The following is a 25201-nucleotide window of genomic DNA, read 5'->3' on the forward strand; positions in this document are numbered from 1 at the left end:
TGTCCGTACGGACCGCCTGGGGGGAGCGGTGGCACGTCCGGCGGCGGCCCGCACAGGGGGAGCGGGACGCCGCCGGACCTTCTCGGCGGTGGTGTCCGACTGCCGCCCCTGGCCGGGCGGCGGTGGGGAGCCGGTCACCTGAGGGAGGACGCTAAACCTGGGTGTGAGGGCACGGTAACGCGTTGTACGGAAGTGGCGTGCACCGACCGCGAGGTGACCGTATGTGACCGTGATCCCGCCCAGGCGCCGCCGACTTCACGCTGAGCGATGACCGATCCGGTCATTTCGGACCACTCGGTGGCGCGGCAGTGCTATGCGGCGCATATATGCAAGATCGGCTCTCCGTGGCCGCGGCGCCATCGCGTTCCGTGACGTGACGGCGACGGCCCCCGTGCCCGGCCGGCCGAGGGCCCCTCATTAGGCTCCGCGCATGGACGTACTCATCCACATCCTCGTCGGGCTCCACATCATCGGCATCGCCTCGCTCCTGGGCGGTTTCCTCACCCAGATGACGGCCATGGGGCGGGGCACCGCCCGCTTCGTGCCCGCCATGCTCCACGGTGCCCTCACCATGCTCGTCACCGGCGTGCTCCTCGTCGGCCTCAACCAGGCCGACGACCAGCCCGTCAACAACATCAAGATCGGCGTCAAGCTCGCCCTGCTGATCGTGATCCTCGGGCTGGTCTACGTGAAGCGGGACGAGGAGAGGGTGGACAAGCCGCTGTTCGGCCTGGTGGGCGCGCTGACCGTCGCGAACGTCTTCATCGCGGTGCTCTGGACCTGACGGCCCCGCGCCCCCCGGCGACCGCGCGGCTACGCCGGTCGCACCACGCTGTGGACCGAGGACTCGCCGTCGTAGAAGACCGACTCCTCGCGGACGTACGTGCCGGGCTTCGGGGCGTGGATCATCATGCCGTTGCCGATGTAGAGGCCGACGTGGCCGATGTTGTCGTAGAAGAAGACGAGGTCGCCGGGCCTGGCGTCGGCGAGGGGGACCGTGGTGCCGGCGGCGACCTGGTCGTAGGTGGTGCGGGGGAGGTCGACGCCGGCGGCCTTCCAGGCGGCCTGGGTGAGGCCGGAGCAGTCGTAGGACCCGGGGCCGGTGGCGCCCCAGACGTACGGCTTGCCGATCTGCGCGCGGGCGAAGGCGATGGCCTTGGCCGCCTTCGTGGCGTACGTGGAGTCGGCGGCCGGAGCGGTGGTGCCGGGGGTGGTGCCGGTGGACGTCCCCGTGCCGGCGGAAACACCCTCCGGGGGCGCCTCCGATCCCCCCTGGCTCGTCCGGGAGTCCTGTCCGTCCTGGGAGTCCTGCGCTTCAGGGGAGTCCTGGGGCGTCGCCTGTGCCGCCTGCTGCCGTGCGAGGTCCTCCGCCTTGCGGTCGGCCTCCTCACGCTCGCGCTGCTCGATCGCGGCGAGCCGGGCCTTCTCCTCGGCGGTGAGGGTGGACAGCAGTTCGCGGGCCTGGGCCAGCTTCGCCTGGACCTTGGCCTTGCTGGCCTTGAGGGTGTTCTGTGACTCGGTGAGCTGTTCGAGGCTGTCGCTCGCCTCCTGGCGCTTCTCCGCCGCCTCGGCCTGGTCGGCGGCGTACCCGTCGACGGTTTCCTTCTGACGGTCCGTCAACCGGTCCATCAGCTGGTTCTGGTCGAAGTAGTCCCGCGGGTCGTCCGCCAGTAGCAGCGAGGCCTGGTCGGGGGCCGTCGCGCCCGCGCGGTACTGGGCCGCGGCGAACGAACCCAGCTCCTCCCGCGTCTCGTTGAGCTTCTCCTGGCGCTTGGCGACGGCTTCGAGGAGGGTCTCGACCTGCTTCTTCTGCCTGGTCGTCCTCTCCTTGGCCGCGTTGTAGGTCTCGGTCGCCGAGCCGGCCTGGCGGTAGAGGTCGCCGACCTTCTTCTCGACTTCCTCCAGGCTCGGCTTGCCGTCGGCGGAGGGCGCGGCCGTGGCCGACTGGGAGAGCAGGGCCACGGAGGTGAGGGCCGCGGTGGCGAGAGCGGGGGTGCGTATGCCCGCGCGCGTTCCGGCCGGACGCGGTTTGCGGTGCGGCGCCATGGTTCGGCGTCTCCTTCCGTTGTCCGCCTACCGAGTTAGCTGTCGGGTTCGGGCGCATGCTTCGGAAGGTTTGCCCTACGGCCCGTGCCGCGTGCGGCGGTCGGGTCGATTCACCCCGGAGAACGGTGGGTCCCCGGCTCCGGCTGCCTCGGAAAGGCGCACCGGACTCGGCGGAGGTCCGTGCGGCCCGGCGACGTTCGCCGGTTGGGTCGTACGGCCCAGAAGAAAAAGCTAGCCAATTCGTGTGGCCCGTGTGAAGGTTGATGTTCGATATGCCCGATACGTTTTCGTGACCTTAGCCTCTTCGGTGCGGCAGGCGGTACGCTCGATCGCTCACCGTCGCACCGTGGTCGCGGTACGTGGCACCGCGGAGCGATACGCGGCGGACGCGGACTTCCCGGGGCGGCCTCCCGCTGTCAGTGCGGGCGCCTAGACTCGGAGAGCGATGAGCAGCCTCTTTGACGACAGCTTCCTGGCGGACCTCCAGGCCCCCCGCGGCCACGCGGAGGAGCCCCCGCCGCCGCCCGAGGACGATCACGTACCGGAGCCGCTTCCGGACGATCTGTTCGGCGGGAAGTTCGACGTGCCTCCGGACCGGGACGCGTACTACCGCGACGGAGCCCCCCGCCCCGCTCTCGACGCGGCGGCGCTCCTGGACGGGCTGAACGACAACCAGCGCGCGGCCGTGATCCACGCGGGCTCGCCCCTGCTCATCGTGGCCGGCGCCGGCTCCGGCAAGACCCGTGTGCTCACCCATCGCATCGCGCACCTGCTCGGCGAGCGGCGCGTCCACCCGGGGCAGATCCTCGCGATCACCTTCACCAACAAGGCCGCCGGTGAGATGAAGGAGCGCGTCGAGCAGCTCGTCGGTCCGCGTGCGAACGCGATGTGGGTCATGACCTTCCACAGCGCCTGCGTCCGGATCCTGCGGCGGGAGTCCAAGAAGCTCGGCTTCACGTCCTCCTTCTCGATCTACGACGCCGCCGACAGCAAGCGCCTGATGGCGCTCGTCTGCCGTGATCTGGACCTCGACCCGAAGCGTTTCCCGCCCAAGTCCTTCAGCGCCAAGATCTCGAACCTCAAGAACGAGCTGATCGACGAGGAGGACTTCGCCGCCCAGGCCACCGACGGCTTCGAGAAGACCCTCGCCCAGGCCTACGCGCTCTACCAGTCCCGTCTCCGCGAGGCGAACGCGCTCGACTTCGACGACCTGATCATGACGACGGTCAATCTGCTCCGTGCCTTCCCGGACGTCGCCGAGCACTACCGCCGCCGCTTCCGGCATGTCCTCGTCGACGAGTACCAGGACACCAACCACGCGCAGTACGCCCTGGTCAGAGAGCTGGTCGGCACCGCCGAGCACCCCGTGGACGTACCGCCCGACGAGTGGGACGTACCGCCCGCCGAGCTCTGCGTCGTGGGTGACGCCGACCAGTCGATCTACGCCTTCCGTGGCGCGACCATCCGCAACATCCTCCAGTTCGAGGAGGACTACCCGGACGCGACGACGATCCTGCTGGAGCAGAACTACCGCTCCACCCAGACGATCCTGAGCGCGGCCAACGCCGTCATCGAACGCAACGAGTCCCGCCGCCCGAAGAACCTGTGGACCAACGCGGGCGCGGGCGCGCAGATCACCGGCTATGTCGCCGACACCGAGCACGACGAGGCCCAGTTCGTCGCCGACGAGATAGACCGGCTGACGGACGCGGGTGACGCGAAGGCCGGGGACGTCGCCGTCTTCTACCGGACGAACGCCCAGTCCCGTGTGTTCGAAGAGGTGTTCATCCGCGTCGGCCTGCCCTACAAGGTCGTCGGCGGTGTCCGCTTCTACGAGCGCAAGGAGGTCCGGGACGTCCTCGCATACCTGCGTGTCCTCGCCAACCCGGAGGACTCCGTCCCGCTGCGCCGCATCCTCAACGTGCCCAAGCGCGGCATCGGCGACCGCGCGGAGGCGATGATCGACGCCCTGTCGCAGCGCGAGAAGATCAGCTTCCCGCAGGCGCTGAAGCGCGTCGACGAGGCCTACGGCATGGCGGCCCGGTCGACCAACGCGGTCAAGCGGTTCAACACGCTGATGGACGACCTGCGCACGGTCGTCGAGTCCGGCGCCGGACCGGCGACCATCCTGGAGGCGGTCCTCGAACGGACCGGTTATCTGGCCGAGTTGCAGGCTTCCACCGACCCCCAGGACGAGACCCGTATCGAGAACCTCCAGGAACTCGCCGCCGTCGCCCTGGAGTTCGAGCAGGAGTCCGGGGCGGCGGAAGGCGAGGGCGAGGCGGTGGCCGCGACCCCTGCCGGGCTCCCCGCCTTCCTGGAGCGGGTGGCGCTGGTGGCCGACTCCGACCAGATCCCGGACGAGGAGGAGGACGGCTCGGGCGTCATCACGCTCATGACCCTCCACACCGCCAAGGGGCTGGAGTTCCCGGTCGTCTTCCTCACCGGTATGGAGGACGGCGTCTTCCCGCACATGCGCGCCCTCGGCCAGACCAAGGAACTGGAGGAGGAGCGCCGCCTCGCGTACGTCGGGATCACCCGCGCGCGGGAACGCCTCTACCTCACCCGGTCCTCGCTGCGCAGCGCCTGGGGCCAGCCCTCGTACAACCCGCCGTCCCGTTTCCTGGAGGAGATCCCGGCGACGCACCTGGAGTGGAAGCGCACGGGTGCCTCCACGCCGATGCCCTCGGGGCCGGCCTCAGGGATCGCGTCCTCGCTGTCGTCGTCCCGTTCCCGTTCGTCGGCCTCGGGGGCGTCCGGCTTCGCGACCCGTCGCGGCAGCGAGAAGCCGGTGGTCTCGCTCGCCGTGGGCGACCGCGTCACCCATGACCAGTTCGGCCTCGGCACGGTCGTCGGCGTCGGGGGCTCGGGCGCCAACGCGGAGGCGACGATCGACTTCGGCGACACCAAGCCGAAGCGGCTGCTGCTGCGGTACGCACCGGTGGAGAAGCTGTAGCGGAGGACGGGGCCGCCGCCCCGTGACACACCTCGGGCCCCTGCGTGTGCAGGGGCCCGGTCTTCGTTCCGGTTGTCCGTGACGGTGCCCGTCACGGCACCGGTCAGGTCGGGTCCAGCCCGTGGCTGCGCAGCCACGGCAGGGGGTCGATGGCGGAGCCGCCCGCCGGGTGGACCTCGAAGTGCAGGTGCGGGCCGGTCGAGTTGCCCGAATTGCCAGAGTAGGCGATGGTGTCGCCGGCCTTGACGGTCGTACCGGAAGCGACCTTGTACGTGGAGAGGTGGCAGTACCAGGTCTCGGTGCCGTCCTTGGCGGTGACGACGACCATGTTGCCGTAGGCGGCGTTCCACTGGGTGCGCACGGTGCCGTCGGTCGCCGCCATCACGGGGGTGCCGTACGAGACCGGGAAGTCGATGCCGGTGTGCAGGGACATCCAGTTGACGCCGGACTGACCGTAGTACGCGCTCAGTCCGTGCTGGGAGACCGGCAGCGCGAACTTGGGCCGCAGTCGTTCCTTGCGGGCCGCGTCGGCCGCCGCCTTCTTCTGCTCCAGCTCCTGCTGCGCCTTGAGGTCGATGCGCTCCTGCGTCCGGCTCGCCCGGTCGGCGAAGTCGTCCGCCTCGGCGGAGAGGCTCTCCAGCTGGGTGTCCAGCTGGTTGTTGGCGGTGGACGGCTTCACGGCGGTGGCGTCCGACTTGACCGACGCCGTCGTCTCCGTGTCGTCCGACGTGGCGCCGACGGAGGCCGCCGCGATCCCGGCGACACCCATGACACAGGCCGACGGAACGGCCACGGTCAGCAGGGCGGAACGTTTGGCCGGAGCCTTCCGGCGCGACCGGGAGGCCGCGCGCGTGGCCGCTCTGCCGGGACCGGCACTCCTCGTCTCCGCCGGGGTGACCTCCTCCTCGCCGTCGAGGAGCGCGACGCGGTCCGCGTCGTCGGTCTCGAACTCGTCGTCCTCGGAGGGGTTTTCGTCCTGGTCGTACGGGGCGATCTGCTCGAAGGTGGCGGTCGCCTGCTGGTGGAAATCCGCGGCCTCGGCCGAGAGGTCCACCACCACGGTCTGCGGGTGCTCGTGGGCCTCGTACGACTCGGAGGCGCCGTCGTGTTCGTACGACTCCGCGGCGGGGCCCTCGTGCTCGTCGCCGGCCGGGGTGCCGTCGCTGTTCCACTGCGTGGCGTCGAACGCGCCCGTGTCGAAGTGCTGGGTGCCGACCCACTGCTGGGTCTGGTCGGAGTGCCCCGACCGGCCCGTCTCGTCGGACGCCTCGGCCTGCAGCCAGCTGCCGGCGTCCCACTGGCCGCTCGCGTCGGGGCCCGGGGGCTGGGTCGGGACCTGGGAGAGGTGTTCGTAACCGGCCGACCAGGACGTCGTTTCGTAACTGCCCGTGTCGTAGGCGGCGTGGTGCTGCGCGGCGTACGGGTCGTAGTTCAGCGTCTGGTGGTTGCCCGTCGACCACTGGGAGGCGTCGTAGGAGCCGGTGTCATTGCCCGGCAGGTCACCGAAGAGGGGGTCGGCCGCGAAGGTGCCGGTGGCGGTCGCGGGGGCGCCGTTGCCGGAGTCGAAACCGGTGGCGGGGAATTCGCCGTACGTGGTGAAGTCGCCATAGGTGGCTTCCTGGTGGCCGTACGACGCGTAGTGCGCCGGGTCGGCTTCGGAAGCCGGGGCCGGGGGTGTTGCGGTCCCCGACGGATGACGATCGTTCACCAACTTCTCTTTCGCCTCGACGACAGGGGCTGGCAGAGCAGTGCGGTGACTGTACCCGGCGGTATGCGGGCGCGACAATCTTCAACGGGTTTCGTGCGCGCAGGAAACGGGCATTCGAGCGTCTTTCGGCGGTCTGTGGGTACGACCTTGGCCTTGCGTTCGAAACGCGTTCGATAGTCGACCGTCGTGTGGGGGTGACGGGACGCCCGCGCCAGCGGGGTCGAGGTGTTTCGCGGGGTGATGGCGTGCCGGAGGTGGGGCGCGTTCTCGCTGCCGGAAGGAGTGGCACGAGTCGGGCGCGTGGTGGGGGCGCATGGGCGTGCGCCGGGTTTATCGCCTTACGTCCCGGTTCTTCCGTCGTGTGGCGAGCGTCACTGCGCCCCCGTCGGTGGCCGCGGGCTCACGCCACGGTCAGGCCGCCGGGGCGGGCGGCGGTACGGGCGCCGGGTGACGGGGCGTCGAGCGCCTGCCGTATCTCGCCGACGACGGCGGGGTGCACGGGCAGGGCGAGGTGGCCGATGCCGGTGACCCGGATGTTCTGTGCCATCAGGTCGGGGTGGTCGATGCCGGCGGTCTCCATCGGCACCATGACGTGGTCCAGATCGCTCCAGAACGCCACGAAGTGTGTCCGGCAGCCCGGCGCCGGCTCCCGCAGTTCCTCCAGCAGTGCCGAACCCGGCCGCATCTGGCGGACGATGGGGTGCGCGTCCGCCAGCGGCACGGCCAGCGTCCCGCCGTGCGGGGTGCCGAGCGTGACGAGCGTACGGACGCGGAGGTCTCCGCCGAGTCGCTGCACGTAGTACCGCGCTATCAGTCCGCCGAGGCTGTGTCCGACGATGTCCACCCGCTCCTGGCCCGTGCGTTCGCAGACGTCCTCGATGTGCCGGCCGAGCTGTTCGGCGGCGGTACGGATGTCGCGGGTGAGGGGGGAGTAGTTGAGCGACTCGAGGTGCCGGCCGCCGTGCTGGGCGAGGGCGCGGCGCAGCAGGACGAAGACCGAGCGGTTGTCGATGAACCCGTGCAGCAGGACGACCGGGGGCTTCTCCTCGGTGGGGAGCCTGGGGGTCTCGGCCGGGGGGAGTGTGGGAGCGGTCCGGCGCTCCTGGGTCATTCCGGACGGATAGAGCAGCATGTGCCCGGCGAGGATCGCCAACTCCAGGGCGGTCGCCTTGAGCAGAGCCACGGAGAGACCCGCGAGGCTCGTGGGCAGCAGTCGCTCGCAGAGCGGAAGAAGGGGCGTGACCGCCCTGGTGACCTTCATGCGACCTCCCGTCGGCAGACGGGTGGACGACTGTGTCCCCCCGTGTGCCCTAGTGAAGGGTCGCGGATGTGGGCGGCGGGTGGCGGGTGCGGGGTGGCGTGACGCGATGCGTGTGGCGCGCGTGACGTGCGGTGCGTGTGCGATGCCTGAGGCGCCGATCACGCGACGGGGGCTCGGCTCTCCCGACTCCCCGTTGCCCTGCCCTCCGCCGTCTGCCGGTGCCGGTCCGTCCCGTCACCGTGACTTTTCGCGGCAGTGGGGCGGTACGGCGTCCTTCCGACGACTCCTCTTGTGCGCACGCTACCCCGTGGCGCGCACGCCGCGGGAGCTTGTGGCGAGCGGCCCGGGCGCAGCCCGGGTGCCGCGATCACCTCCGTGATCACCTAGGTCCCCGCGACGCGTGAGCCGCGGAAACCGGGAGCAGTGCGCGGCGAACGTGTCCCACGTGTGATTTCCCCCTCGCTCCGGACCGCGAAACTGCCGGTTACGGGATGCTGGGGATAACGTCCGTTCACTTCCGCGGAGGGTGGTACGGGTACGTGTCTTATGAACCCGAAGCCGCGATCCGAGCGGTTCGAGCGGTTCACGCGATATAGGTGACTGTGTTCTGTTACGGGTTGGTGTAGTCGTTTCATGGAGGCCGTTTCATGGAGGCAGCGATGGGTGTGGCAGCCGGTCCGATCCGCGTGGTGGTCGCCAAGCCGGGACTCGACGGCCACGATCGGGGGGCCAAGGTGATCGCGCGGGCGCTGCGCGACGCCGGTATGGAGGTCATCTACACCGGCCTCCACCAGACGCCCGAACAGATCGTCGACACCGCGATCCAGGAGGACGCCGACGCGATCGGCCTCTCCATCCTCTCCGGCGCCCACAACACGCTCTTCGCAGCCGTCATCGAACTGCTCAGGGAGCGCGACGCCGAGGACATTCTCGTCTTCGGCGGCGGGATCATCCCCGAGGCGGACATCGCGCCCCTCAAGGACAAGGGAGTTGCCGAGATTTTCACTCCCGGGGCGACGACGGCGTCGATCGTGGAGTGGGTACGGGCGAATGCGCGGCAGCAGACGGGGGCGTAGGGAGAGGGGCGGGTGCGGGTGGCCTGGGGCTGCTCGCACAGTTCCTCGCGCCCGTGTGTGCACAACACGGCCCGTGCCCGCATTTGAGCCCGGGGGGCCTGTGCCCGGCCGCACGGAGAACCGCGCGACCAGCCCTCACGACGACCGCGTCTGCCCACCCACACCGGCCTGGCCCCTCGGCCGGCCGATCTTGCACCCTCTGGCCCTCAGCCCTCCAGCCCTCCGATCCTCAGCCCCCCAACTCGCAACTCCTCACGCGGAGTCCGTCCCCGCCAGCTCACTCCGCATCGTCGCCCGCAACCGCAACGTCGTCGCGAGCCGCTGGAACGCCTCCGCCCAGTACCCGCCCGCTCCCGGCGCCGCGTCCTCCGCGTCCTCCGGCGTCGCGGTGAGCGGCTGGAGCCGCACCGCCTCCGCGGGATCCAGGCACCGCTCGGCCAGCCCCATCACGCCGCTGAAGCTCCACGGATAACTCCCCGCGTCCCGCGCGATGTCGAGCGCGTCCACCACCGCCCGTCCCAACGGCGGAGACCACGGCACCGCACACACCCCGAGCAGCTGGAACGCCTCCGACAGACCGTGCGTGGCGATGAACCCCGCCACCCACTCGGCCCGCTCGATGCTTCCCAGCGTCGCCAGCAGTTTCGCCCGCTCCGCCAGCGACAAGGCTCCCGGCCCGCCGGCCTCCGGTGTGGAGGGTGACCCCAGCAACGCCCGCGACCACGCGGGATCCCGCTGCCGCACCGCCGCCCGGCACCACGCCCCGTGCAGCTCACCGTGCCAGCCGTCCGCGACCGGCAGGGCGACGATCTCCGCCGGTGTACGTCCCCCGAACCGCCGTGACCACGCAGCGAGGGGCGTCGCCTCCACCAACTGGCCGAGCCACCAGGACCGTTCACCCCGCCCGGCCGGAGCCTTGGCCACCACACCGTCCCGCTCCATGCCGGGGTCGCACTCGTGCGGGGCCTCGACCGCGAGCACAGCGGCTCCGACAGTCGTCGTCGTGCTGCCCGCGTGGTCGACGGACACACACGCGGTCGCCCGCTTCGCCATGCGCCTCGCGAGCGCCGAGTCGGGCAGGGCGGACAGCAACTCCGCCGCCGTGGCCCGCACATTCCGGCTGCGGTCCGTCAACGCGGACTCCAGGAAGGGCTCGTCGGCCGCCTCCAGACCCGTGCGCAGCGTGTCCAGGAACATGAGCCGGTCCTCGGCCCGCTCCGTCGACCATGTCCCCGACAGCACCTCGCGAGCCGAGGCGGCGTCCTCGGCCCGTATCGCCGTGAGCAGGGCGACGCGCTCCGCGAACAGGCCCTCCTGCCACAGGCGCCGGACACGGTCGGGCTCGTCCGCGCCGGGCAGGGCCGTGCCACCGCCGGGTGCGGCACGCAGCGCGAAACGCCAGTCCTTGTTCAACCGGGCCAGCCACAAGGCCCGCTCGCCCGCGAAGGTGAGGACGGCGGGACGCAGATCGGTACGGCCGCGCGCCGCGTCCAGGAGCGCGGGCAGGGCCTGCGGAGGTGCCGCGTACCCATGTGCGTCGGCCAATGCCAGCCACTGGGGCAGCAGTTCGGTCAGGTCGGGCGCGGTGCCCCGGCGCCCGCCTCCGGTGCCGGGCCGGTCGGCCAGCAGTGTCGCCAGCCTCCGCGTGGCGGCGGGCGGCAGCGGCGGCCGCTCGTCCGGCGCCACCGGCTCCGGCCGGGCCGCCGACCGCACCGGCCGTATCCCCGCGCGGCGCCGCACGGTCTCCACGGCCGCCGCGTCCAGCAATGCCACGGGCGCGGTCCGGCCCGGCGCCGGCCCGGCCGGCGCGCGACGGTCCGTCCCGAGCAGCGCGGTCGTGACCAGTTCCTCCCAGGAGGGCCCCGCCGAAGCGTCCGACGCACTGCTCATGAGGTTCCCTCCGTCTGCCGCGAACCACTGCTTCCGCTTTTGCCGGCGATGCCGATGCCGCTTCGGCTCCCGCCTCCGCTCAGCACAGCGCCACCGCCTGCCCGACCGTCTCGTACGCGCCCTCCGACTCCTCCGACCACGCCGTCAGCGGGGTGAAGCCCCGGTGGCCGCACTCGCCGAAGACCGTCACGGGTAGCCCGCCGGAGAGGGAGAGCAGACGCCACAGACCGGGGCGGGAGCGAGCGGAGGAGATCAGGGGGAGGGCGAGATCGCTGTCGGCGTCGGCCAGTTGCCAGGAGTCGCCGACCGGGACGGGGACGACGCGGCCGAGGGTGACCGGGAAGGAGTCCAGCCAGGGATCGTCCCGCAGGGCCGCGCCGTAGCGGGCCGCCGCCTCGGACGGAGTGATGCCCGGGGGGCGTGCGGCGCTGGGCTCGGGCGCGGTGAACCGCTCGCCCAGGGCCGCTCGCAGCTGACCGGCACCCGGGTACGCCGACACCTCGGCCTCGAAGGCCAGCCCGACCGGCAGCGACAGTTCGGGTGCGCGGCCGGCGGCTCCGTAGGAGAGGAGCAGCACCGTACGGCCCGACCGGAGGCCGTGCAGCCAGATGCGGCGGGTGGTCAGAGAGGAGTGGGCGTCGGAGGTGTCGTACTGCGCGAGGGCGAGCCAGCGGTCGTGGACCGGGGGGCCGTCCGGCGAGCCGGTCAGACCGATCCGGGAGCCGACCGTGGCCGCGAGGCCCTCCGGCAGGCGATCGCGGCGCAGCCAGCCCTGGTCGAGGAGATGCAGGAGGGCGCACTCCTCCAGGAGTCGGGCCGGCCAGCCGGGGCCGGAGGCCGGTATCGCGCCCAACTCCCGGACGCGTGCCGCCAGTCCCGGGGCCTGGGCGTCGACCATGCGGGCCGCCGTCTCCTCCCACAGCCCGTACCCCGCCTGTTCCGCGGCGGCCAGGCCGCCGCGGAACAGGTCGGTCAGTCGCTGTTCGAGCTCCGTCGCGCCCGCGGTGACGCGGTCGGCGCGCCGCTCGGCTCGGCGCCGCGCCGCCTCGGGGTCAGCGGACGTGGCCCCAGATGCCGCGCCCGTCCTCGTCGTCCTCGCCGCTGCGCGCGTACGGCGGCCTGACAGCCACTGCAGCGCCCAGTCCGGCGCCTGCCCGGACGGCACCGCGGCGGCGTCGCCCGCCCAGAGCAGGAGCAGCCCCAGCGCATGCTTGCACGGGAACTTCCTGCTCGGACAACCGCACTTGTACGCGGGCCCCGCGGAGTCCGCCACGTCGATGATCGTCTGATACGGCTTGCTGCCACTTCCTTTGCACAGTCCCCACACCGTCCCCTCGTCCGAACTGCCAGTACCCGACCACGGCCCTGCCGCTGCGAGTTTGCTTCCGGCTTTGCGCGACGCTGCGTCAGGTGCCAATGCCAGCACCTGCTCAGCCGTCCAGCGCACCCCCTGCTGAGTCATGTTCCGAAGGTAGATCCCACCACTGACAATTGGCTTGCGCGATCTAATTTCCCCAGGTCAGACTGGATTGTCAGTGGCGTGGTGCAGGGTGGTCAGCAGATCCGAACCGGCCGAGCTGGAGGGGGACTCAGCCATGCCTGCGTCCGTTGGAACGACCACTGTCGACCCGAGCCGCAACCAGTCCGCGCCCGCGAACACGCGCACGGGCGGTGAGGTGCTGCGGGCACACGCCGAGCATGCCTTCGCCGGGGAACTGACCGCGCTGGCCGCCCACGACGACCGGCCCCGGCCGGCCCGCTGGAAGCTCTCGCCGTGGGCCGTCGCCACGTATCTGCTCGGCGGGACGCTCCCGGACGGCACGGTGATCACACCGAAGTACGTCGGGCCGCGCCGCATCGTCGAGGTCGCCGTCACCACACTCGCCACCGACCGCGCCCTGCTCCTGCTCGGTGTGCCCGGCACCGCCAAGACCTGGGTCTCCGAGCACCTGGCGGCAGCCGTCAGCGGCGACTCCACCCTGCTCGTGCAGGGCACGGCGGGCACCCCGGAGGAGGCGATCCGCTACGGCTGGAACTACGCGCAGCTGCTCGCCCACGGCCCGAGCCGCGACGCCCTCGTGCCCAGCCCCGTCATGCGGGCGATGGCGGAGGGCATGACGGCACGCGTCGAGGAGCTGACCCGCATCCCGGCAGACGTCCAGGACACGCTCATCACGATCCTGTCCGAGAAGACGCTGCCGATACCGGAGTTGGGGCAGGAGGTGCAGGCCGTACGGGGCTTCAACCTCATCGCCACGGCCAACGACCGCGACCGCGGGGTGAACGACCTGTCGAGCGCGCTGCGCCGCCGTTTCAACACCGTCGTGCTGCCGCTGCCGGAAAGCGCCGACGCCGAGGTCGACATCGTCTCGCGCCGCGTCGTCCAGATCGGCCGCTCCCTCGACCTGCCGGCCGTGCCCGACGGCGTCGACGAGATCCGCCGCGTCGTCACGGTCTTCCGCGAGCTGCGCGACGGCATCACGACGGACGGCCGTACGAAGCTGAAGTCGCCCAGCGGCACGCTGTCCACCGCCGAGGCGATCTCCGTCGTCACGGGCGGCCTGGCCCTCGCCGCCCACTTCGGCGACGGCGTCCTGCGCGCCTCCGACGTGGCCGCCGGCATCCTCGGCGCCGTCGTCCGAGACCCGGCCGCCGACCGCGTCGTCTGGCAGGAGTACCTGGAGGCGGTCGTCCGCGAGCGCGACGGCTGGACCGACTTCTACCGCGCGTGCCGCGAGGTGAGCGCGTGACGGGACAGGAGGCGCGGGGCGATGCGGAGGTGGCCGTCGGCGCGGGCGCGCGCGGCGGGGCCGGCGGTACGGGCGGGCTGCGGGGGCCCGGGCCGTTGCTGCTCGGGGTGCGGCATCACGGGCCGGGGTCGGCACGGGCCGTGCGGGCGGCACTGGACGCGGCCCGGCCCCGGGTCGTGCTGATCGAGGGGCCGCCGGAGGCGGATGCACTCGTTCCGCTCGCGGCGGACGAGGACATGCGGCCCCCGGTCGCGCTCCTCGCCCACGCGGTCGACGAGCCGGGCCGCTCCTCCTTCTGGCCCTTCGCCGAGTTCTCCCCGGAGTGGGTCGCCCTCCGCTGGGCGCTGGCCCACGGCGTCCCGGCCCGCTTCATCGACCTGCCGGCCGCGCACACGCTCGCCTGGGCGAGGGAGGAATCCGAGGGCGCCGAACCGGACGGGCCGGCCGCCGAGCCGGACGAGGCCCTCCGGGGTGATCCGCTCGCCGCGCTCGCCGAAGCCGCTGGGTACGACGACGCCGAGCGGTGGTGGGAGGACGTCGTCGAGCACCGGGGGACGGGCGGGGACGTGTTCGCCCCGTTCGCCGTGCTGGAGGAGGCCATGGGAGCGCTGCGGGAGGTGTACGGCAGCGGAGGACGCGACCGCGATCCGGTGCGCGAGGCGTACATGCGGTTGCAGGTGCGGGCCGCCCAGAAGGAGTTCGGCGACGACGGCGTTGCCGTGGTCTGCGGTGCCTGGCATGTGCCCGCGCTGCGGGAGAGGCGGACCGTGGCCGCCGACCGGGCATCCTTGAAGGGCCTGCCCAAGGTCAAGGCGGACATGACCTGGGTGCCGTGGACGAACCGGCGACTGGCCCGCGCCGGCGGCTACGGGGCGGGCATCGACTCCCCGGGCTGGTACGGGCATCTGTTCGCCGCGCCCGACCGCCCCGTGGAGCGGTGGCTCACCAAGGTGGCGGGGCTGCTGCGCGAGGAGGACCGGATCGTGTCCTCCGCGCACGTCATCGAGGCGGTACGGCTGGCCGACACGCTCGCCGCGATGCGCGGCCGCCCGCTGCCGGGTCTCACGGAGACCACCGACGCCGTACGGGCGGTGATGTGCGACGGCTCGGACGTGCCGCTGTCACTGGTGGAGGACCGGCTGGTGGTCGGCGACGTCCTCGGAGAGGTGCCCGACGCGGCGCCGGCGGTGCCGTTGCAGCGGGATCTCACCCGGCTCCAGCGCAGGCTGCGGATCAAGCCGGAGGCGCTGGAGCGGGAGGTGGAGCTCGACCTGCGCAAGGAGAACGACGCCGAGCGCAGCCGTCTGCTGCACCGTCTGCGGCTGCTCGGCGTCGAGTGGGGTGAGCCGACGACCTCGCGTGGCAGCACGGGGACATTTCGGGAGACCTGGCGGCTGCGCTGGGAGCCCGAGCTGTCCCTGCGCGTCGCCGAAGCCGGGGTCTGGGGGACCACCGTGCTCGCCGCGACGACCGCCAAGGCCGAGGCGGACGCCGTCACGGCCGGGTCCCTCGCCGACATCACCGGCCTCGCCGAGCGCTGCCTCCTCGCCGAACTCCCCGACGCCCTGCCCGCGGTGATGCGCGTGCTCGCCGACCGCGCGGCCCTCGACGCCGACGTCGGTCACCTCGCCCAGGCACTCCCGGCCCTCGTCCGCTCCCTGCGCTACGGCGACGTCCGCGCCACCGACACCCGGGCGCTGGCCGAGGTGGCCGCCGGTCTCGCCGAGCGTGTCTTCGTCGGCCTGCCGCCCGCGTGCGCCGCGCTCGACACCGAGGCGGCACAGGAGATGCGCCGCCATCTCGACGCCGTGCACGGGGCGGTGGGCCTGCTCGGCGACGCCGCCCCGGCAGACCGCGCGACGGCGGACGACGCAAGCACAAGCGCGACCGGTTCCGGGTCCGGGTCCGGCATACGGGGCCGTTGGCACGCGGTGCTCCACGTCCTCTCCGTACGGGACACGGCGCCGGGCGTGATCCGCGGGCGCGCCGTACGACTGCTGCTGGACGACGGCGAGTTGGCGCAGGGCGAGGCGGCGCGGCTCATGGGGCTCGTGCTGTCGCCGGGGACGGCGCCCTCGGACGCGGCGGCGTGGATCGAGGGCTTCGTCGGCGGCTCCGGCGGCGGGATGCTGCTCGTGCACGACGAACGGCTCCTCGCGCTGGTGGACGCCTGGCTCACCGGGGTCACGGCGGACGCGTTCACGGACGTACTGCCGTTGCTGCGGCGGACGTTCTCGGCGTACGAGGCGGGGGTGCGCCGGACGCTCGGCGAGCAGGTGCGGCGCGGCCCGGGGCGGCGGAGGAGCACGGCGCCCGGAGGTTCCGGCATACCCGGCTTCGCCGAGGACCTCGACGGTGACCGGGCGGACGCCGTGCTGCCGGTGCTGCGGCTGCTGCTCGGTCTGGACGGCGACGGCAGCCGGGCGAACGTGGATGACGACATGGTGGGGGTGGCGGGATGACGACCGAACGACTGCGCGAGCCCAGGCGGGCCGCCGGCGCGATGGACACCCCGAGCGACACCGGAGACGGGAACGGGCAGGCACCCGGTGCGCGTGCGGGCAGGCGCCCGGCGACCGTGACGGTGATGCCGCTCTGGGCCCGCCCCGGGGCGGGGGCGCGCGGATGACGACCGAGGCGCGCACACCAGCGGGGACACAAGCGGAGACGCAAGCGCAGACGCAGGCGGAGACAAGGGCGGAGACCGGGGCCGAGGTGGACGCGGCCGACGAACGGCTGCGGCGCTGGCGGCTCGTGCTCGGCGGGGACGCGGCCGACGGCACCGGGTACGCGCTCGGCGGGCGCGACGCGGCGATGGACCAGGCGCTGGCCGCGCTGTACGGGAAGGGGGACAGGTCGCGGGCAGGTCAGGACCGTTCGGCGGGGCTCGGGGCGTCGGCGCCGTCCGTGGCGCGGTGGCTGGGGGACATCCGGACGTACTTCCCCTCCTCCGTCGTCCAGGTCATGCAGCGGGACGCCATCGACCGGCTCGGGCTGTCCGCGCTGCTGTTGGAGCCGGAGATGCTGGAGGCGGTGGAGGCGGACGTCCACCTCGTCGGCACCCTCCTCTCCCTCAACAAGGCCATGCCCGAGACCACCAGGGAGACCGCACGGGCCGTCGTACGGAAGGTCGTCGAGGACCTGGAGAAGCGGCTCGCGACCCGGACCCGGGCGACTCTCACCGGCGCCCTCGACCGCAGTGCACGCGTCAACCGGCCGCGCCACCACGACATCGACTGGAACCGCACGATCGCGGCCAACCTCAAGAACTACCTGCCGGACCACCGGACCGTCGTGCCCGAGCGGCTCATCGGCTACGGGCGGGCCTCGCAGGCGGTGAAGAAGGAGGTCGTCCTCTGCATCGACCAGTCGGGGTCGATGGCGGCCTCCGTCGTCTACGCGTCGGTGTTCGGGGCCGTGCTGGCGTCCATGCGGTCCCTCAACACCCGGCTCGTCGTCTTCGACACGGCGGTCGTCGACCTCACCGACCAGCTCGACGACCCGGTCGATGTCCTGTTCGGCACCCAGCTCGGCGGCGGCACGGACATCAACAGGGCACTCGCGTACTGCCAGTCGCAGATCACCAGGCCCGCGGACACCGTGGTCGTGCTGATCAGCGATCTCTACGAGGGCGGAATACGCGACGAGATGCTGAAGCGGGTGGCGGCGATGAAGGCGTCGGGGGCGCAGTTCGTGACCCTGCTCGCGCTCTCCGACGAAGGGGCGCCGGCCTACGACCGCGAGCACGCGGCGGCCCTCGCGGCGCTCGGCGCCCCCGCGTTCGCCTGCACGCCCGACCTCTTCCCGGAGGTGATGGCGGCGGCGATCGAGAAACGGCCGTTGCCGATACCGGACAGTGCGTGAGGAGCGGAACGGGGAGGGCCGGGTACAGGGCGGCACGGGGGAGCAGGGAGGAGTGGGTGCGACGGCCGTGACCGACGCGGCAGTCGGTAACCGGACAGGGGAGGTGGAAAAGCGGACATGACCACGCGTCGGTGACGTGGGGCTTGCGCGACGGCGGGAGTCCCGTGCGAGGATCGGCGGCGCTTCACAGCTTTCACACGGGTGTTCGCATCTCGTGTTTTTTCACCCCGTACTCCGCCGTTCCGTCGCACGGGAGGGTCCTCCCCGTCTTGACCGCAGCAGCCGCGTTCCCCGGTGCCGGTGCCGTCCTGCGCGCGACGCGCGGGGCCGCCGCGCGCCGTACGGTGCGGGTGGCGCTGCTGGTGGGCGGACTGTTCGCGCTCGGCGTCCTCTGCGGCGCACGGGCGAGCGCGGCGGACGACGGGGCGCCGGTGTCGTCGTCCCGCTCGGCCGCCGTCATCAACGCTGCCCTCCCGGCCGCTGTCACCGATGCCGATCCCGAGCGGGTCGTGCGGCCGCCCATCGAGACGATCACGGCGGACATCGCCGAGCGGGACACGGAGGATGCCGCCGAGTCGACGGCCGATCCGGCGCTCCCCCCGGTGGCCGTTCCGGTGCTGCGACCGCCGGTGGCCGACCCGGTGCTGAGGCCGTCGAGTCGGCACGCCCTGCGGCCGGTGGCGGAACGCTTCGCACCGCAGGCCGTCGAGCATGTCGTGCCGTCCGTCGTCGATGACCTGGTTCAGCCGGTCGCCGAGGACCTGGTGCGGCCCGTCGTCGAGGATGTCGTGCAGCCGGTCATCCACCCCGTGTTACGGCCGGTCGCCGAGAGCGTCGTGGTGCCCGTGGGGGATCTCGTCGAGTCGGTCACCGAGGGCCTGGCCGGGGTGGCGTCGCCGCTTCCGCCGTCGCCGCTTCCGCCGTCGGGCGGGACACCGTCGCTGCCCGGGGTGCCGGGGCTCCCGGAACCGTCCGGGTGGACGACGTTGCCTGTGGAGAGCCCGCTCGTCGAGGTGGCGCCCCGGGAGCCGGGCCGGGAACAGCCCGGGAGCGGCGACTCGGCCGTCGACGGTGACGGCCGCGGCGACGGGGGGAGCGACGGTGAGCGGACTTCCGGTCCGGCGTCCGTCACGTACGGGCCGCCCGCCGCCGGCGTGTGGGTCGGGGAGGCTCCTCGCCGTGGCGCCGGTGCCGGGGACGCGGACGTCGTGCGGGTGCCCGACCGACCGAACCCCGGCGGCCTCGCCACGGGTGCCCTCGGACGGCACTCCGTCGGCGACAACGGCGGGCCGCGGCACGCCGAACCGCAGACCGTCGTCACGCCCGACCGGGCGCCGCTGACGGCCTCGCCCGGCGCCCCCGCGGCCGACGCCCCGCACGGAACCCGGGACCGGCACCGGGACATCCCCACGTTCCCCGGCTAGCGCCGGTGCCTTCGCCGCGGGAATGCCGCGCGGGGATGCCGGAGGGAGGTCGGCCGCAGCTCGATCGCCGCCCGGCCCCTTCGCTCTCGGGGACCTGACCTCCGGACCCGGGGTCCGGACCTGACTCCCGCGAGCGGCACGGCCGACAGTTCCCCCGCATTCACCGGAGCCGGGCCCACGGCCTCGCGGTCGTGACGACGCGACTGCCGTACGGGCCCGGGCGGCGTAACGGCGTAACGGCGTGAGGACATGGCGGCGTGACGGCCGGCAGGACTGTCACCCCCTTCGCACGCCAGCCCCCAGGACAGCCGACCCACGGCTCGAATCCGGACGGCCGAAAGCCGTCGGCCCGGTCCGGGCGCGAGTCGGGGACGGTGGCGGGAGGTCTCCGATCGGGGAGGAGATCACCCCGCCAGGGGCCCTTCGCAACGAGCGAAGGGCCTCGTAGGGACCTCACCGGACGTGCCCCCGTCCGGTGAGGTCCCGCATACGCGGCACGCGGTGCCAGTGAGCGCGGCATCATGTGACAGGTATCACCGCTCAGGTGTGACCCGCGATTTAGGGGCCTCCGGGAAGCAGCGATAACCTGCGAGACGGACATGCCGCGCGCTCGGACACCGTGTGCGCCTCCCTTGTGACTCACGGCGGACGTCACGTTGCCCTTCGCGGCACGCCCACGCATCCAACGAACCGCTAGCTCACTGATAGGGACGGACGCGCGTGGACCTGTTCGAGTACCAGGCGAGGGACCTCTTCGCCAAGCACGATGTACCGGTGCTGGCCGGTGAAGTCATCGACACGCCTGAGGCGGCTCGCGCAGCCACCGAGCGTCTGGGTGGCAAGTCCGTGGTCAAGGCCCAGGTGAAGGTCGGTGGCCGCGGCAAGGCCGGTGGCGTGAAGCTCGCGGCGACCGCTGACGAGGCGGTCGAGCACGCGACCAACATCCTCGGGATGGACATCAAGGGCCACACGGTCCACAAGGTGATGATCGCCGAGACCGCTCCGGAGATCGTCGAGGAGTACTACGTCTCGTACCTCCTCGACCGCACCAACCGCACCTTCCTCTCCATCGCCTCCGTCGAGGGCGGCATGGAGATCGAGGAGGTGGCGGCCACCCGCCCCGAGGCCGTCGCCAAGACGCCGATCGACGCCAACGAGGGTGTGACCCCCGAGAAGGCGCGCGAGATCGTCGAGGCCGCGAACTTCCCGGCCGAGGTCGCCGACAAGGTCGCCGACGTCCTGGTGACGCTGTGGAAGACCTTCATCGAGGAGGACGCCCTCCTCGTCGAGGTCAACCCGCTGGCGAAGGTCGCCTCCGGCGACGTCATCGCCCTCGACGGCAAGGTCTCCCTGGACGAGAACGCGGACTTCCGCCACCCCGACCACGAGGAGCTCGTCGACCACGCGGCCGCGAACCCGCTCGAGGCCGCGGCCAAGGAGAAGAACCTCAACTACGTCAAGCTCGACGGTGAGGTCGGCATCATCGGCAACGGCGCGGGTCTCGTCATGAGCACCCTGGACGTCGTCGCGTACGCCGGTGAGAACCACGGTGGCGTCAAGCCCGCCAACTTCCTCGACATCGGCGGTGGCGCCTCCGCCGCCGTCATGGCGAACGGCCTGGAGATCATCCTGGGCGACCCGGACGTCAAGTCCGTGTTCGTCAACGTCTTCGGTGGCATCACCGCCTGTGACGAGGTCGCCAACGGCATCGTCCAGGCGCTGCAGCTGCTCAAGGACAAGGGCGAGGAAGTCACCAAGCCCCTCGTCGTCCGTCTGGACGGCAACAACGCCGAGCTGGGTCGCAAGATCCTCTCCGACGCCAACCACCCGCTGGTCCAGCGCGTGGACACCATGGACGGCGCGGCCGACAAGGCCGCCGAGCTCGCGGCCGCGAAGTAAGGGACGAGGGACAGAACAGCCATGGCTATCTTCCTCAACAAGGAATCCAAGGTCATCGTCCAGGGCATGACCGGTGCCACGGGCATGAAGCACACCAGGCTCATGCTGGCCGACGGCACGAACATCGTCGGTGGCGTGAACCCCCGCAAGGCGGGCACGACCGTCGACGTCGACGGCACCGAGATCCCGGTCTTCGGCACCGTCGCCGAGGCGATCGAGAAGACGGGCGCGAACGTGTCCGTCCTCTTCGTGCCGCCGGCCTTCGCCAAGGCCGCCGTCGTCGAGGCCATCGACGCCGAGATCCCCCTCGCGGTCGTCATCACCGAGGGCATCGCCGTCCACGACTCGGCCGCGTTCTACGCGTACGCCGGGTCCAAGGGCAACAAGACCCGGATCATCGGCCCGAACTGCCCGGGTCTGATCACCCCCGGCCAGTCGAATGCCGGCATCATCCCCGGTGACATCACCAAGCCGGGCCGTATCGGTCTCGTCTCGAAGTCCGGCACGCTGACGTACCAGATGATGTACGAGCTGCGGGACATCGGCTTCTCGTCGGCCGTCGGCATCGGTGGCGACCCGGTCATCGGTACGACGCACATCGACGCGCTCGCCGCGTTCGAGGCCGACCCCGACACCGACCTGATCGTGATGATCGGTGAGATCGGTGGCGACGCGGAGGAGCGTGCCGCCGACTACATCAAGGCGAACGTGAAGAAGCCGGTCGTCGGTTACGTCGCCGGCTTCACCGCGCCCGAGGGCAAGACCATGGGCCACGCCGGCGCCATCGTCTCCGGCTCCTCCGGTACGGCTGCCGCGAAGAAGGAGGCCCTCGAGGCCGCCGGCGTCAAGGTGGGCAAGACGCCCACCGAGACGGCGAAGCTCGCGCGCGAGATCCTCGGCGGCTGACCTTCGGCTCGGCCGAGCCTTCCGCGGGCCCGCACCCCTCGTCCAGGGGTGCGGGCCCGCACGCGTTCGCGGGGGTGGTCGGCGCCAGGCGTGCGCCCCGGCTCACTGGGCCTCCGGGTGCAGCCGTTCCGGTCCGGCGGCGCTCTCCGCCCGCAGCTTGGCCCGCAGCTTCTGCTGAGGGGCGGAGAGGGGGCCGGGGGCCGCTCGCGGCGGGACGCCGTGGACCGGGACGCCCGGGGGCACCGGGGCCTCGTAATGGTCGGGGGCCGTGTACAGCGTGAGGGCGGTGGTGGTGAGGAGGAGGGTGGTGAAGGCGATGGCGGCGTGGATCCAGCGGCGGGCGCGCAGGTCGGCCCGGGCCCGGAGATCGGGGGGTCTGACGGGGCCCGGCCGTACGCCGGAGGGGAGCGCCGCCAGGAGAGGGCCGAGGTCGTCGGCCGCCACCGGCTTCGGGAGCCGCTCCGTGACCCTCGCGCGGGCGTAGAGCAGCCGGCCCGCCGCGGCAGGCGTGCTGGACTCCGTCTCGGCGGCGGTGTCGGGCAGGTCGAGGCCGACGCCGTCGTAGAGGAGCAGTGTGCGGCGGTACGGGGCCGGCAGTTCGAGCAGCGCGGTCAGCAGGGCGCGATCGGTCGGGTCGGCGGGCGGCGGATCGAGGTGCTGCCGGGGGCGGGGGCGCAGCCGGTGCCAGGGGGAGAGGGCGTACTCGTGGGCCGCCGCCCGCACCCAGCCCGCCGGGTCACGGTCGACGGCCACCTCCGGCCAGCGGTGCCAGGCGAGCTGGAAGGCGCGCTCCACCGCCTCGCGCGCGAGACGCTGTTGCCCGGTGAGCAGATAGGTCTGCTGTACGAGGGCAGGGGCGCAGTACGCGTAGAGCGCGTCGAAAGCCTGGCCGGGCGTCAGGCGCGGCGGGGCCGGCGCCGACAGACCGGTGTCGGCATCGGTGTCGGCATCGGTGTCGGCATCGGCATGGGCATGAGCATGGGCATGGGAATCGGCGGTGGTTTCTCCCGCGCCGAGCGGCTGCTGGTACCACTCGGCCGCGCCCCGGCCGGACGGCTCGCCCGACGTCCTGGTCCCGGGCCGGGTCACCGGATCGCCTCCCGCGGAAGCGACCTCCGTTGGACCGATCTGCGTACGAAAAAACACATAAGCACATATTGGGCGACACGTGCACAAATACTCCGTTACACCCGTAAAGCGCGTGTCGTTGGGAGCATGGCCGACGTGACCCACGCGACCGATCCGAACGACCCGTCGGCACCTTCCACGGCGACCGGGGTACCGATGAGGCCCGCGGCCTCCGCACCCTCCCTGTACGCGTCCTCGCCCCGGTCGCCGTTGTCGCCGCTGCTCAGGCGGGCGCGCCGGCGGTCGTCCAAGCTCGTCGCCGGGGTGCTCGGCGGGGTGCTGGCGGCGGGGCTCGGACTGGGGGCGTTCGTGGCCCTCGTGACCGTGCTGTGGATCAGTTCGCCGTATCCCGACAGCGGGCCCGGCGGGGCGCTGCACGTGGCGGCGGCGCTGTGGCTGCTCTCCCACGGCGTGGAACTCGTCCGCACCGACACACTCTCCGGCGAGCCCGCGCCGGTCGGTCTCGTCCCCCTCTTCCTGCTGGCCCTGCCGGTGGTCCTGTTGCACCGATCGGCCCGCGACCACGCGGGCGACGGTTCCGGGGTGAGCGCGCGTGCGACGTGGGCCGGGCTCGTCATCGGCTACGTGGCCGTCGGCGCGGCGGTCACCCTCTACGCAGCGGGCGGAGTGCTCCGGCCGTCGTGGTGGGCCGCGCTGTGCGTGCCGCTGCTCGCGGCGCTCGCGGCGGGCACGGGGGTGTGGGCGGCGCGCGGGTGCCCACGGCCGCCGTTGCCCGCGCTCCTCGGCGGCTCCCCGAGGACGGCGCACCGGCGGCAGGTCGCGGCCGCCGCCGGACGCGCCGCCGGGGCGGGCGTGCTCGTGCTCGGCGGTGGTGGCGCTCTGCTGGTGGCCGTGTCCCTCGTCTGGCACGGCGACGCGGCCCGCGACTCCTTCCTCCAGCTCACCGAAGGGCTGTCCGGACGGTTCGCCGTTCTGCTGCTCTGCCTGGCCCTCGTCCCCAACGCGGCGCTGTGGGCGGCGGCCTACGCCCTCGGCCCCGGCTTCCTGCTGGGCGGCGGGCACCCCACCGGCCCGCTGGAGGCGGCCGCTCCGGCCGTTCTCCTGCCACCGTTCCCCTTGCTCGCGGCCGTCCCGGCGGGCGGTGGCGCACCGGCGTACTGGGTGGTGGGGGCGGTGCCGCTCGCCGCGGGGGTGACGGTCGGCTGGTTCACCGGGGCGCGGGCCGCCGCCGCCCGGCCGGTGCCGTGGTCCGCGGGGCGCACGGTCGTCGCGGCCCTTCTCGCGGCCCTCATGTCCGCCGCCGCCTTCGCCCTCCTCGCCCTCCTCGCGGGAGGACCCCTCGGCGTCGCCGCGCTGACCGCGTTCGGACCGGTGTGGTGGCAGGCCGGCGCCGCGGCCGGGGCCTGGGTGGGTGCGGTGGGGATGCCGGTGGCGCTGCTCGCGCGGGGGTGGCGGATGCGGGCCCGGAGGAGAGCGGACGTGGCCGGGACGACTGGCCGGAAGAAGACGTCCGCGGTGCCTGTGGCCCGGGGCGCCGGGCAGTGCGGAACGCCGGGGGAGCTCCTGGGTGAGGGGACCGGAGGGCGGAAGCGGTCCGTGGCGGCCCGGGTGTTCGGGCTGTTCCGGCGCCGGGCGAAGACCACCGGAGGGGGTGCCGTGGCTCCCGGCGGCACATCGGGCGGGTCTCGGGCGGCCGGGTCCCGGACCGAGCCGGGCATCGACTCCGTAGCCGAGCCCCGGGGGGCGACCAGAACCGGGACCCGAGCCACGTCGCAAGGGCAGAGCCGTGCCGAATCCCCGACCGACGAGTCCCGGGCCACGGGCCGGCCGACGGCGCCCGCACCCGTGCCGCAGGCTCAACCGCTCCCGAAGCGCTCCCGACGGTTCCCCGCGTGGATCCCGGGGGCGAAGGCCGGACCGTCGATCCCGGCCGGCTCCCCGCCCGCCACCGCCACCGACACCCTCACCACCCCCAACGTCACCCACACGGCCCCCACCACCCACGTCACCGGCGCCGAGCCCACCCCGGACCCGGCGCTCCACACCGTCGACGACCTCGCGCACGCCTCCGCCCCGGACCTGCTCGGTACGCACGGCGCCGACACCGGTCCCACCGACGCCCTCGCCTCGTACGACGCACTCGACCCGTACGCCTACGAGTCCGCCCCGGCGTCCCCGCCCGTCTGGGACCCGGACGCCCGCGCCGCCCGCTGGGCGGCGTTGCGAGAGGCGTCCGCAGCCGACCGGGACGGCCAGGAACGCACCCCGCTCCCCGGCCGCACCCCGCCCCCCGACCGTGGGGAACCCGCCTGACGACACGAAGGCGCGCCGC

The 25201-nt window shown here is 72.7% G+C and carries 17 protein-coding genes and 1 riboswitch; of the genes, 11 read left to right on the plus strand and 6 right to left on the minus strand.

The window, feature by feature from the left end:
• The first annotated feature begins 430 nt into the window (after nucleotides 1-430).
• On the plus strand, nucleotides 431-784 hold the full coding sequence (locus tag ACFU5F_RS01650; RefSeq protein WP_383880366.1) for a hypothetical protein: 354 nt from the start codon (nucleotides 431-433) through the stop codon (nucleotides 782-784).
• A 29-nt stretch (nucleotides 785-813) separates the two neighbouring features.
• Here the strand turns inward: ACFU5F_RS01650 and ACFU5F_RS01655 are convergent, their stop codons facing one another.
• Nucleotides 814-2046 carry an NlpC/P60 family protein gene (locus tag ACFU5F_RS01655; RefSeq protein ID WP_383880369.1) on the minus strand — a complete coding sequence of 411 codons (1233 nt, stop codon included), beginning with the start codon at nucleotides 2044-2046 and terminating at the stop codon, nucleotides 814-816.
• An 8-nt stretch (nucleotides 2047-2054) separates the two neighbouring features.
• Nucleotides 2055-2229: riboswitch (cyclic di-AMP (ydaO/yuaA leader) on the minus strand.
• A 262-nt stretch (nucleotides 2230-2491) separates the two neighbouring features.
• On the opposite strand from ACFU5F_RS01655, the gene pcrA reads away from it, so the two are divergent.
• Complete coding sequence (gene pcrA, locus ACFU5F_RS01660) at nucleotides 2492-5002, plus strand: DNA helicase PcrA (RefSeq protein WP_383880373.1); 2511 nt, start codon at nucleotides 2492-2494, stop codon at nucleotides 5000-5002.
• A 103-nt stretch (nucleotides 5003-5105) separates the two neighbouring features.
• Here the strand turns inward: pcrA and ACFU5F_RS01665 are convergent, their stop codons facing one another.
• Together ACFU5F_RS01665 and ACFU5F_RS01670 are read right to left on the minus strand one after the other, a co-directional pair.
• Nucleotides 5106-6710: a M23 family metallopeptidase gene (locus ACFU5F_RS01665; protein ID WP_383880375.1), complete on the minus strand. Its 1605-nt coding sequence runs from the start codon at nucleotides 6708-6710 to the stop codon at nucleotides 5106-5108.
• 400 nt (nucleotides 6711-7110) lie between these two features.
• Complete coding sequence (locus ACFU5F_RS01670; protein WP_383880378.1) at nucleotides 7111-7971, minus strand: esterase/lipase family protein; 861 nt, start codon at nucleotides 7969-7971, stop codon at nucleotides 7111-7113.
• A 659-nt stretch (nucleotides 7972-8630) separates the two neighbouring features.
• On the opposite strand from ACFU5F_RS01670, the gene ACFU5F_RS01675 reads away from it, so the two are divergent.
• Nucleotides 8631-9047: a cobalamin B12-binding domain-containing protein gene (locus ACFU5F_RS01675; RefSeq protein WP_383880442.1), complete on the plus strand. Its 417-nt coding sequence runs from the start codon at nucleotides 8631-8633 to the stop codon at nucleotides 9045-9047.
• Between the two features lie 252 nt (nucleotides 9048-9299).
• Here the strand turns inward: ACFU5F_RS01675 and ACFU5F_RS01680 are convergent, their stop codons facing one another.
• Complete coding sequence (locus ACFU5F_RS01680) at nucleotides 9300-10937, minus strand: DUF5691 domain-containing protein (RefSeq protein ID WP_383880381.1); 1638 nt, start codon at nucleotides 10935-10937, stop codon at nucleotides 9300-9302.
• Nucleotides 10938-11016: 79 nt separating this feature from the next.
• The gene (locus ACFU5F_RS01685) at nucleotides 11017-12399 is read right to left on the minus strand and encodes an SWIM zinc finger family protein (RefSeq protein ID WP_383880383.1); all 1383 of its coding nucleotides are present in this window, start codon (nucleotides 12397-12399) and stop codon (nucleotides 11017-11019) included.
• A gap of 133 nt (nucleotides 12400-12532) precedes the next feature.
• Here ACFU5F_RS01685 and ACFU5F_RS01690 point away from each other — a divergent pair, with 133 nt between their 5' ends.
• From ACFU5F_RS01690 to sucD, 7 genes are all read left to right on the plus strand, one after another.
• Nucleotides 12533-13687 carry an AAA family ATPase gene (locus ACFU5F_RS01690; RefSeq protein ID WP_383880386.1) on the plus strand — a complete coding sequence of 385 codons (1155 nt, stop codon included), beginning with the start codon at nucleotides 12533-12535 and terminating at the stop codon, nucleotides 13685-13687.
• Between the two features lie 95 nt (nucleotides 13688-13782).
• Nucleotides 13783-16149 carry a DUF5682 family protein gene (locus ACFU5F_RS01695; RefSeq protein WP_383880444.1) on the plus strand — a complete coding sequence of 789 codons (2367 nt, stop codon included), beginning with the start codon at nucleotides 13783-13785 and terminating at the stop codon, nucleotides 16147-16149.
• A complete protein-coding gene (locus ACFU5F_RS01700) occupies nucleotides 16146-16316 on the plus strand; it encodes a hypothetical protein (protein ID WP_383880389.1) in 171 nt (56 codons plus the stop codon). The genes ACFU5F_RS01695 and ACFU5F_RS01700 overlap by 4 nt, the downstream gene beginning before the upstream one ends.
• Entirely contained in the window at nucleotides 16313-17551 is a 1239-nt protein-coding gene (locus ACFU5F_RS01705) for a VWA domain-containing protein (RefSeq protein WP_383880392.1), read from the plus strand. Before ACFU5F_RS01700 ends, ACFU5F_RS01705 begins: the two co-directional genes overlap by 4 nt.
• A 269-nt stretch (nucleotides 17552-17820) precedes the next feature.
• Nucleotides 17821-18975, plus strand: coding sequence for a hypothetical protein (locus ACFU5F_RS01710; protein WP_383880395.1), 1155 nt, complete (start codon nucleotides 17821-17823; stop codon nucleotides 18973-18975).
• Between the two features lie 720 nt (nucleotides 18976-19695).
• Nucleotides 19696-20874, plus strand: coding sequence for an ADP-forming succinate--CoA ligase subunit beta (gene sucC, locus ACFU5F_RS01715; RefSeq protein WP_383880398.1), 1179 nt, complete (start codon nucleotides 19696-19698; stop codon nucleotides 20872-20874).
• Between the two features lie 21 nt (nucleotides 20875-20895).
• Nucleotides 20896-21780: a succinate--CoA ligase subunit alpha gene (gene sucD / locus ACFU5F_RS01720; RefSeq protein WP_383880401.1), complete on the plus strand. Its 885-nt coding sequence runs from the start codon at nucleotides 20896-20898 to the stop codon at nucleotides 21778-21780.
• 102 nt (nucleotides 21781-21882) lie between these two features.
• Here sucD and ACFU5F_RS01725 read toward each other — a convergent pair whose 3' ends face one another.
• On the minus strand, nucleotides 21883-22869 hold the full coding sequence (locus ACFU5F_RS01725) for an RNA polymerase sigma factor (RefSeq protein ID WP_383880404.1): 987 nt from the start codon (nucleotides 22867-22869) through the stop codon (nucleotides 21883-21885).
• Between the two features lie 126 nt (nucleotides 22870-22995).
• Between ACFU5F_RS01725 and ACFU5F_RS01730 the strand changes: the two genes are divergently transcribed.
• Nucleotides 22996-25182 (plus strand): DUF6350 family protein, encoded by a 2187-nt coding sequence (locus ACFU5F_RS01730; protein ID WP_383880407.1) that lies wholly within the window; start codon nucleotides 22996-22998, stop codon nucleotides 25180-25182.
• Nucleotides 25183-25201 lie beyond the last annotated feature (19 nt).

It is taken from the genome of Streptomyces sp. NPDC057438, from assembly GCF_042802995.1.
Classification (GTDB): Bacteria; Actinomycetota; Actinomycetes; order Streptomycetales; family Streptomycetaceae; genus Streptomyces.

What these genes read in the sequence shown, in the direction of transcription:
- ACFU5F_RS01650 (WP_383880366.1), top strand. Translation starts at nt 431, where the DNA reads ATGGACGTACTCATCCACATCCTCGTCGGGCTCCACATCATCGGCATC.
- ACFU5F_RS01655 (WP_383880369.1), bottom strand. Translation starts at nt 2,046, where the DNA reads ATGGCGCCGCACCGCAAACCGCGTCCGGCCGGAACGCGCGCGGGCATA.
- pcrA (WP_383880373.1), top strand. Translation starts at nt 2,492, where the DNA reads ATGAGCAGCCTCTTTGACGACAGCTTCCTGGCGGACCTCCAGGCCCCC.
- ACFU5F_RS01670 (WP_383880378.1), bottom strand. Translation starts at nt 7,971, where the DNA reads ATGAAGGTCACCAGGGCGGTCACGCCCCTTCTTCCGCTCTGCGAGCGA.
- ACFU5F_RS01675 (WP_383880442.1), top strand. Translation starts at nt 8,631, where the DNA reads ATGGGTGTGGCAGCCGGTCCGATCCGCGTGGTGGTCGCCAAGCCGGGA.
- ACFU5F_RS01680 (WP_383880381.1), bottom strand. Translation starts at nt 10,937, where the DNA reads ATGAGCAGTGCGTCGGACGCTTCGGCGGGGCCCTCCTGGGAGGAACTG.
- ACFU5F_RS01685 (WP_383880383.1), bottom strand. Translation starts at nt 12,399, where the DNA reads ATGACTCAGCAGGGGGTGCGCTGGACGGCTGAGCAGGTGCTGGCATTG.
- ACFU5F_RS01690 (WP_383880386.1), top strand. Translation starts at nt 12,533, where the DNA reads ATGCCTGCGTCCGTTGGAACGACCACTGTCGACCCGAGCCGCAACCAG.
- ACFU5F_RS01700 (WP_383880389.1), top strand. Translation starts at nt 16,146, where the DNA reads ATGACGACCGAACGACTGCGCGAGCCCAGGCGGGCCGCCGGCGCGATG.
- ACFU5F_RS01705 (WP_383880392.1), top strand. Translation starts at nt 16,313, where the DNA reads ATGACGACCGAGGCGCGCACACCAGCGGGGACACAAGCGGAGACGCAA.
- sucD (WP_383880401.1), top strand. Translation starts at nt 20,896, where the DNA reads ATGGCTATCTTCCTCAACAAGGAATCCAAGGTCATCGTCCAGGGCATG.
- ACFU5F_RS01730 (WP_383880407.1), top strand. Translation starts at nt 22,996, where the DNA reads ATGGCCGACGTGACCCACGCGACCGATCCGAACGACCCGTCGGCACCT.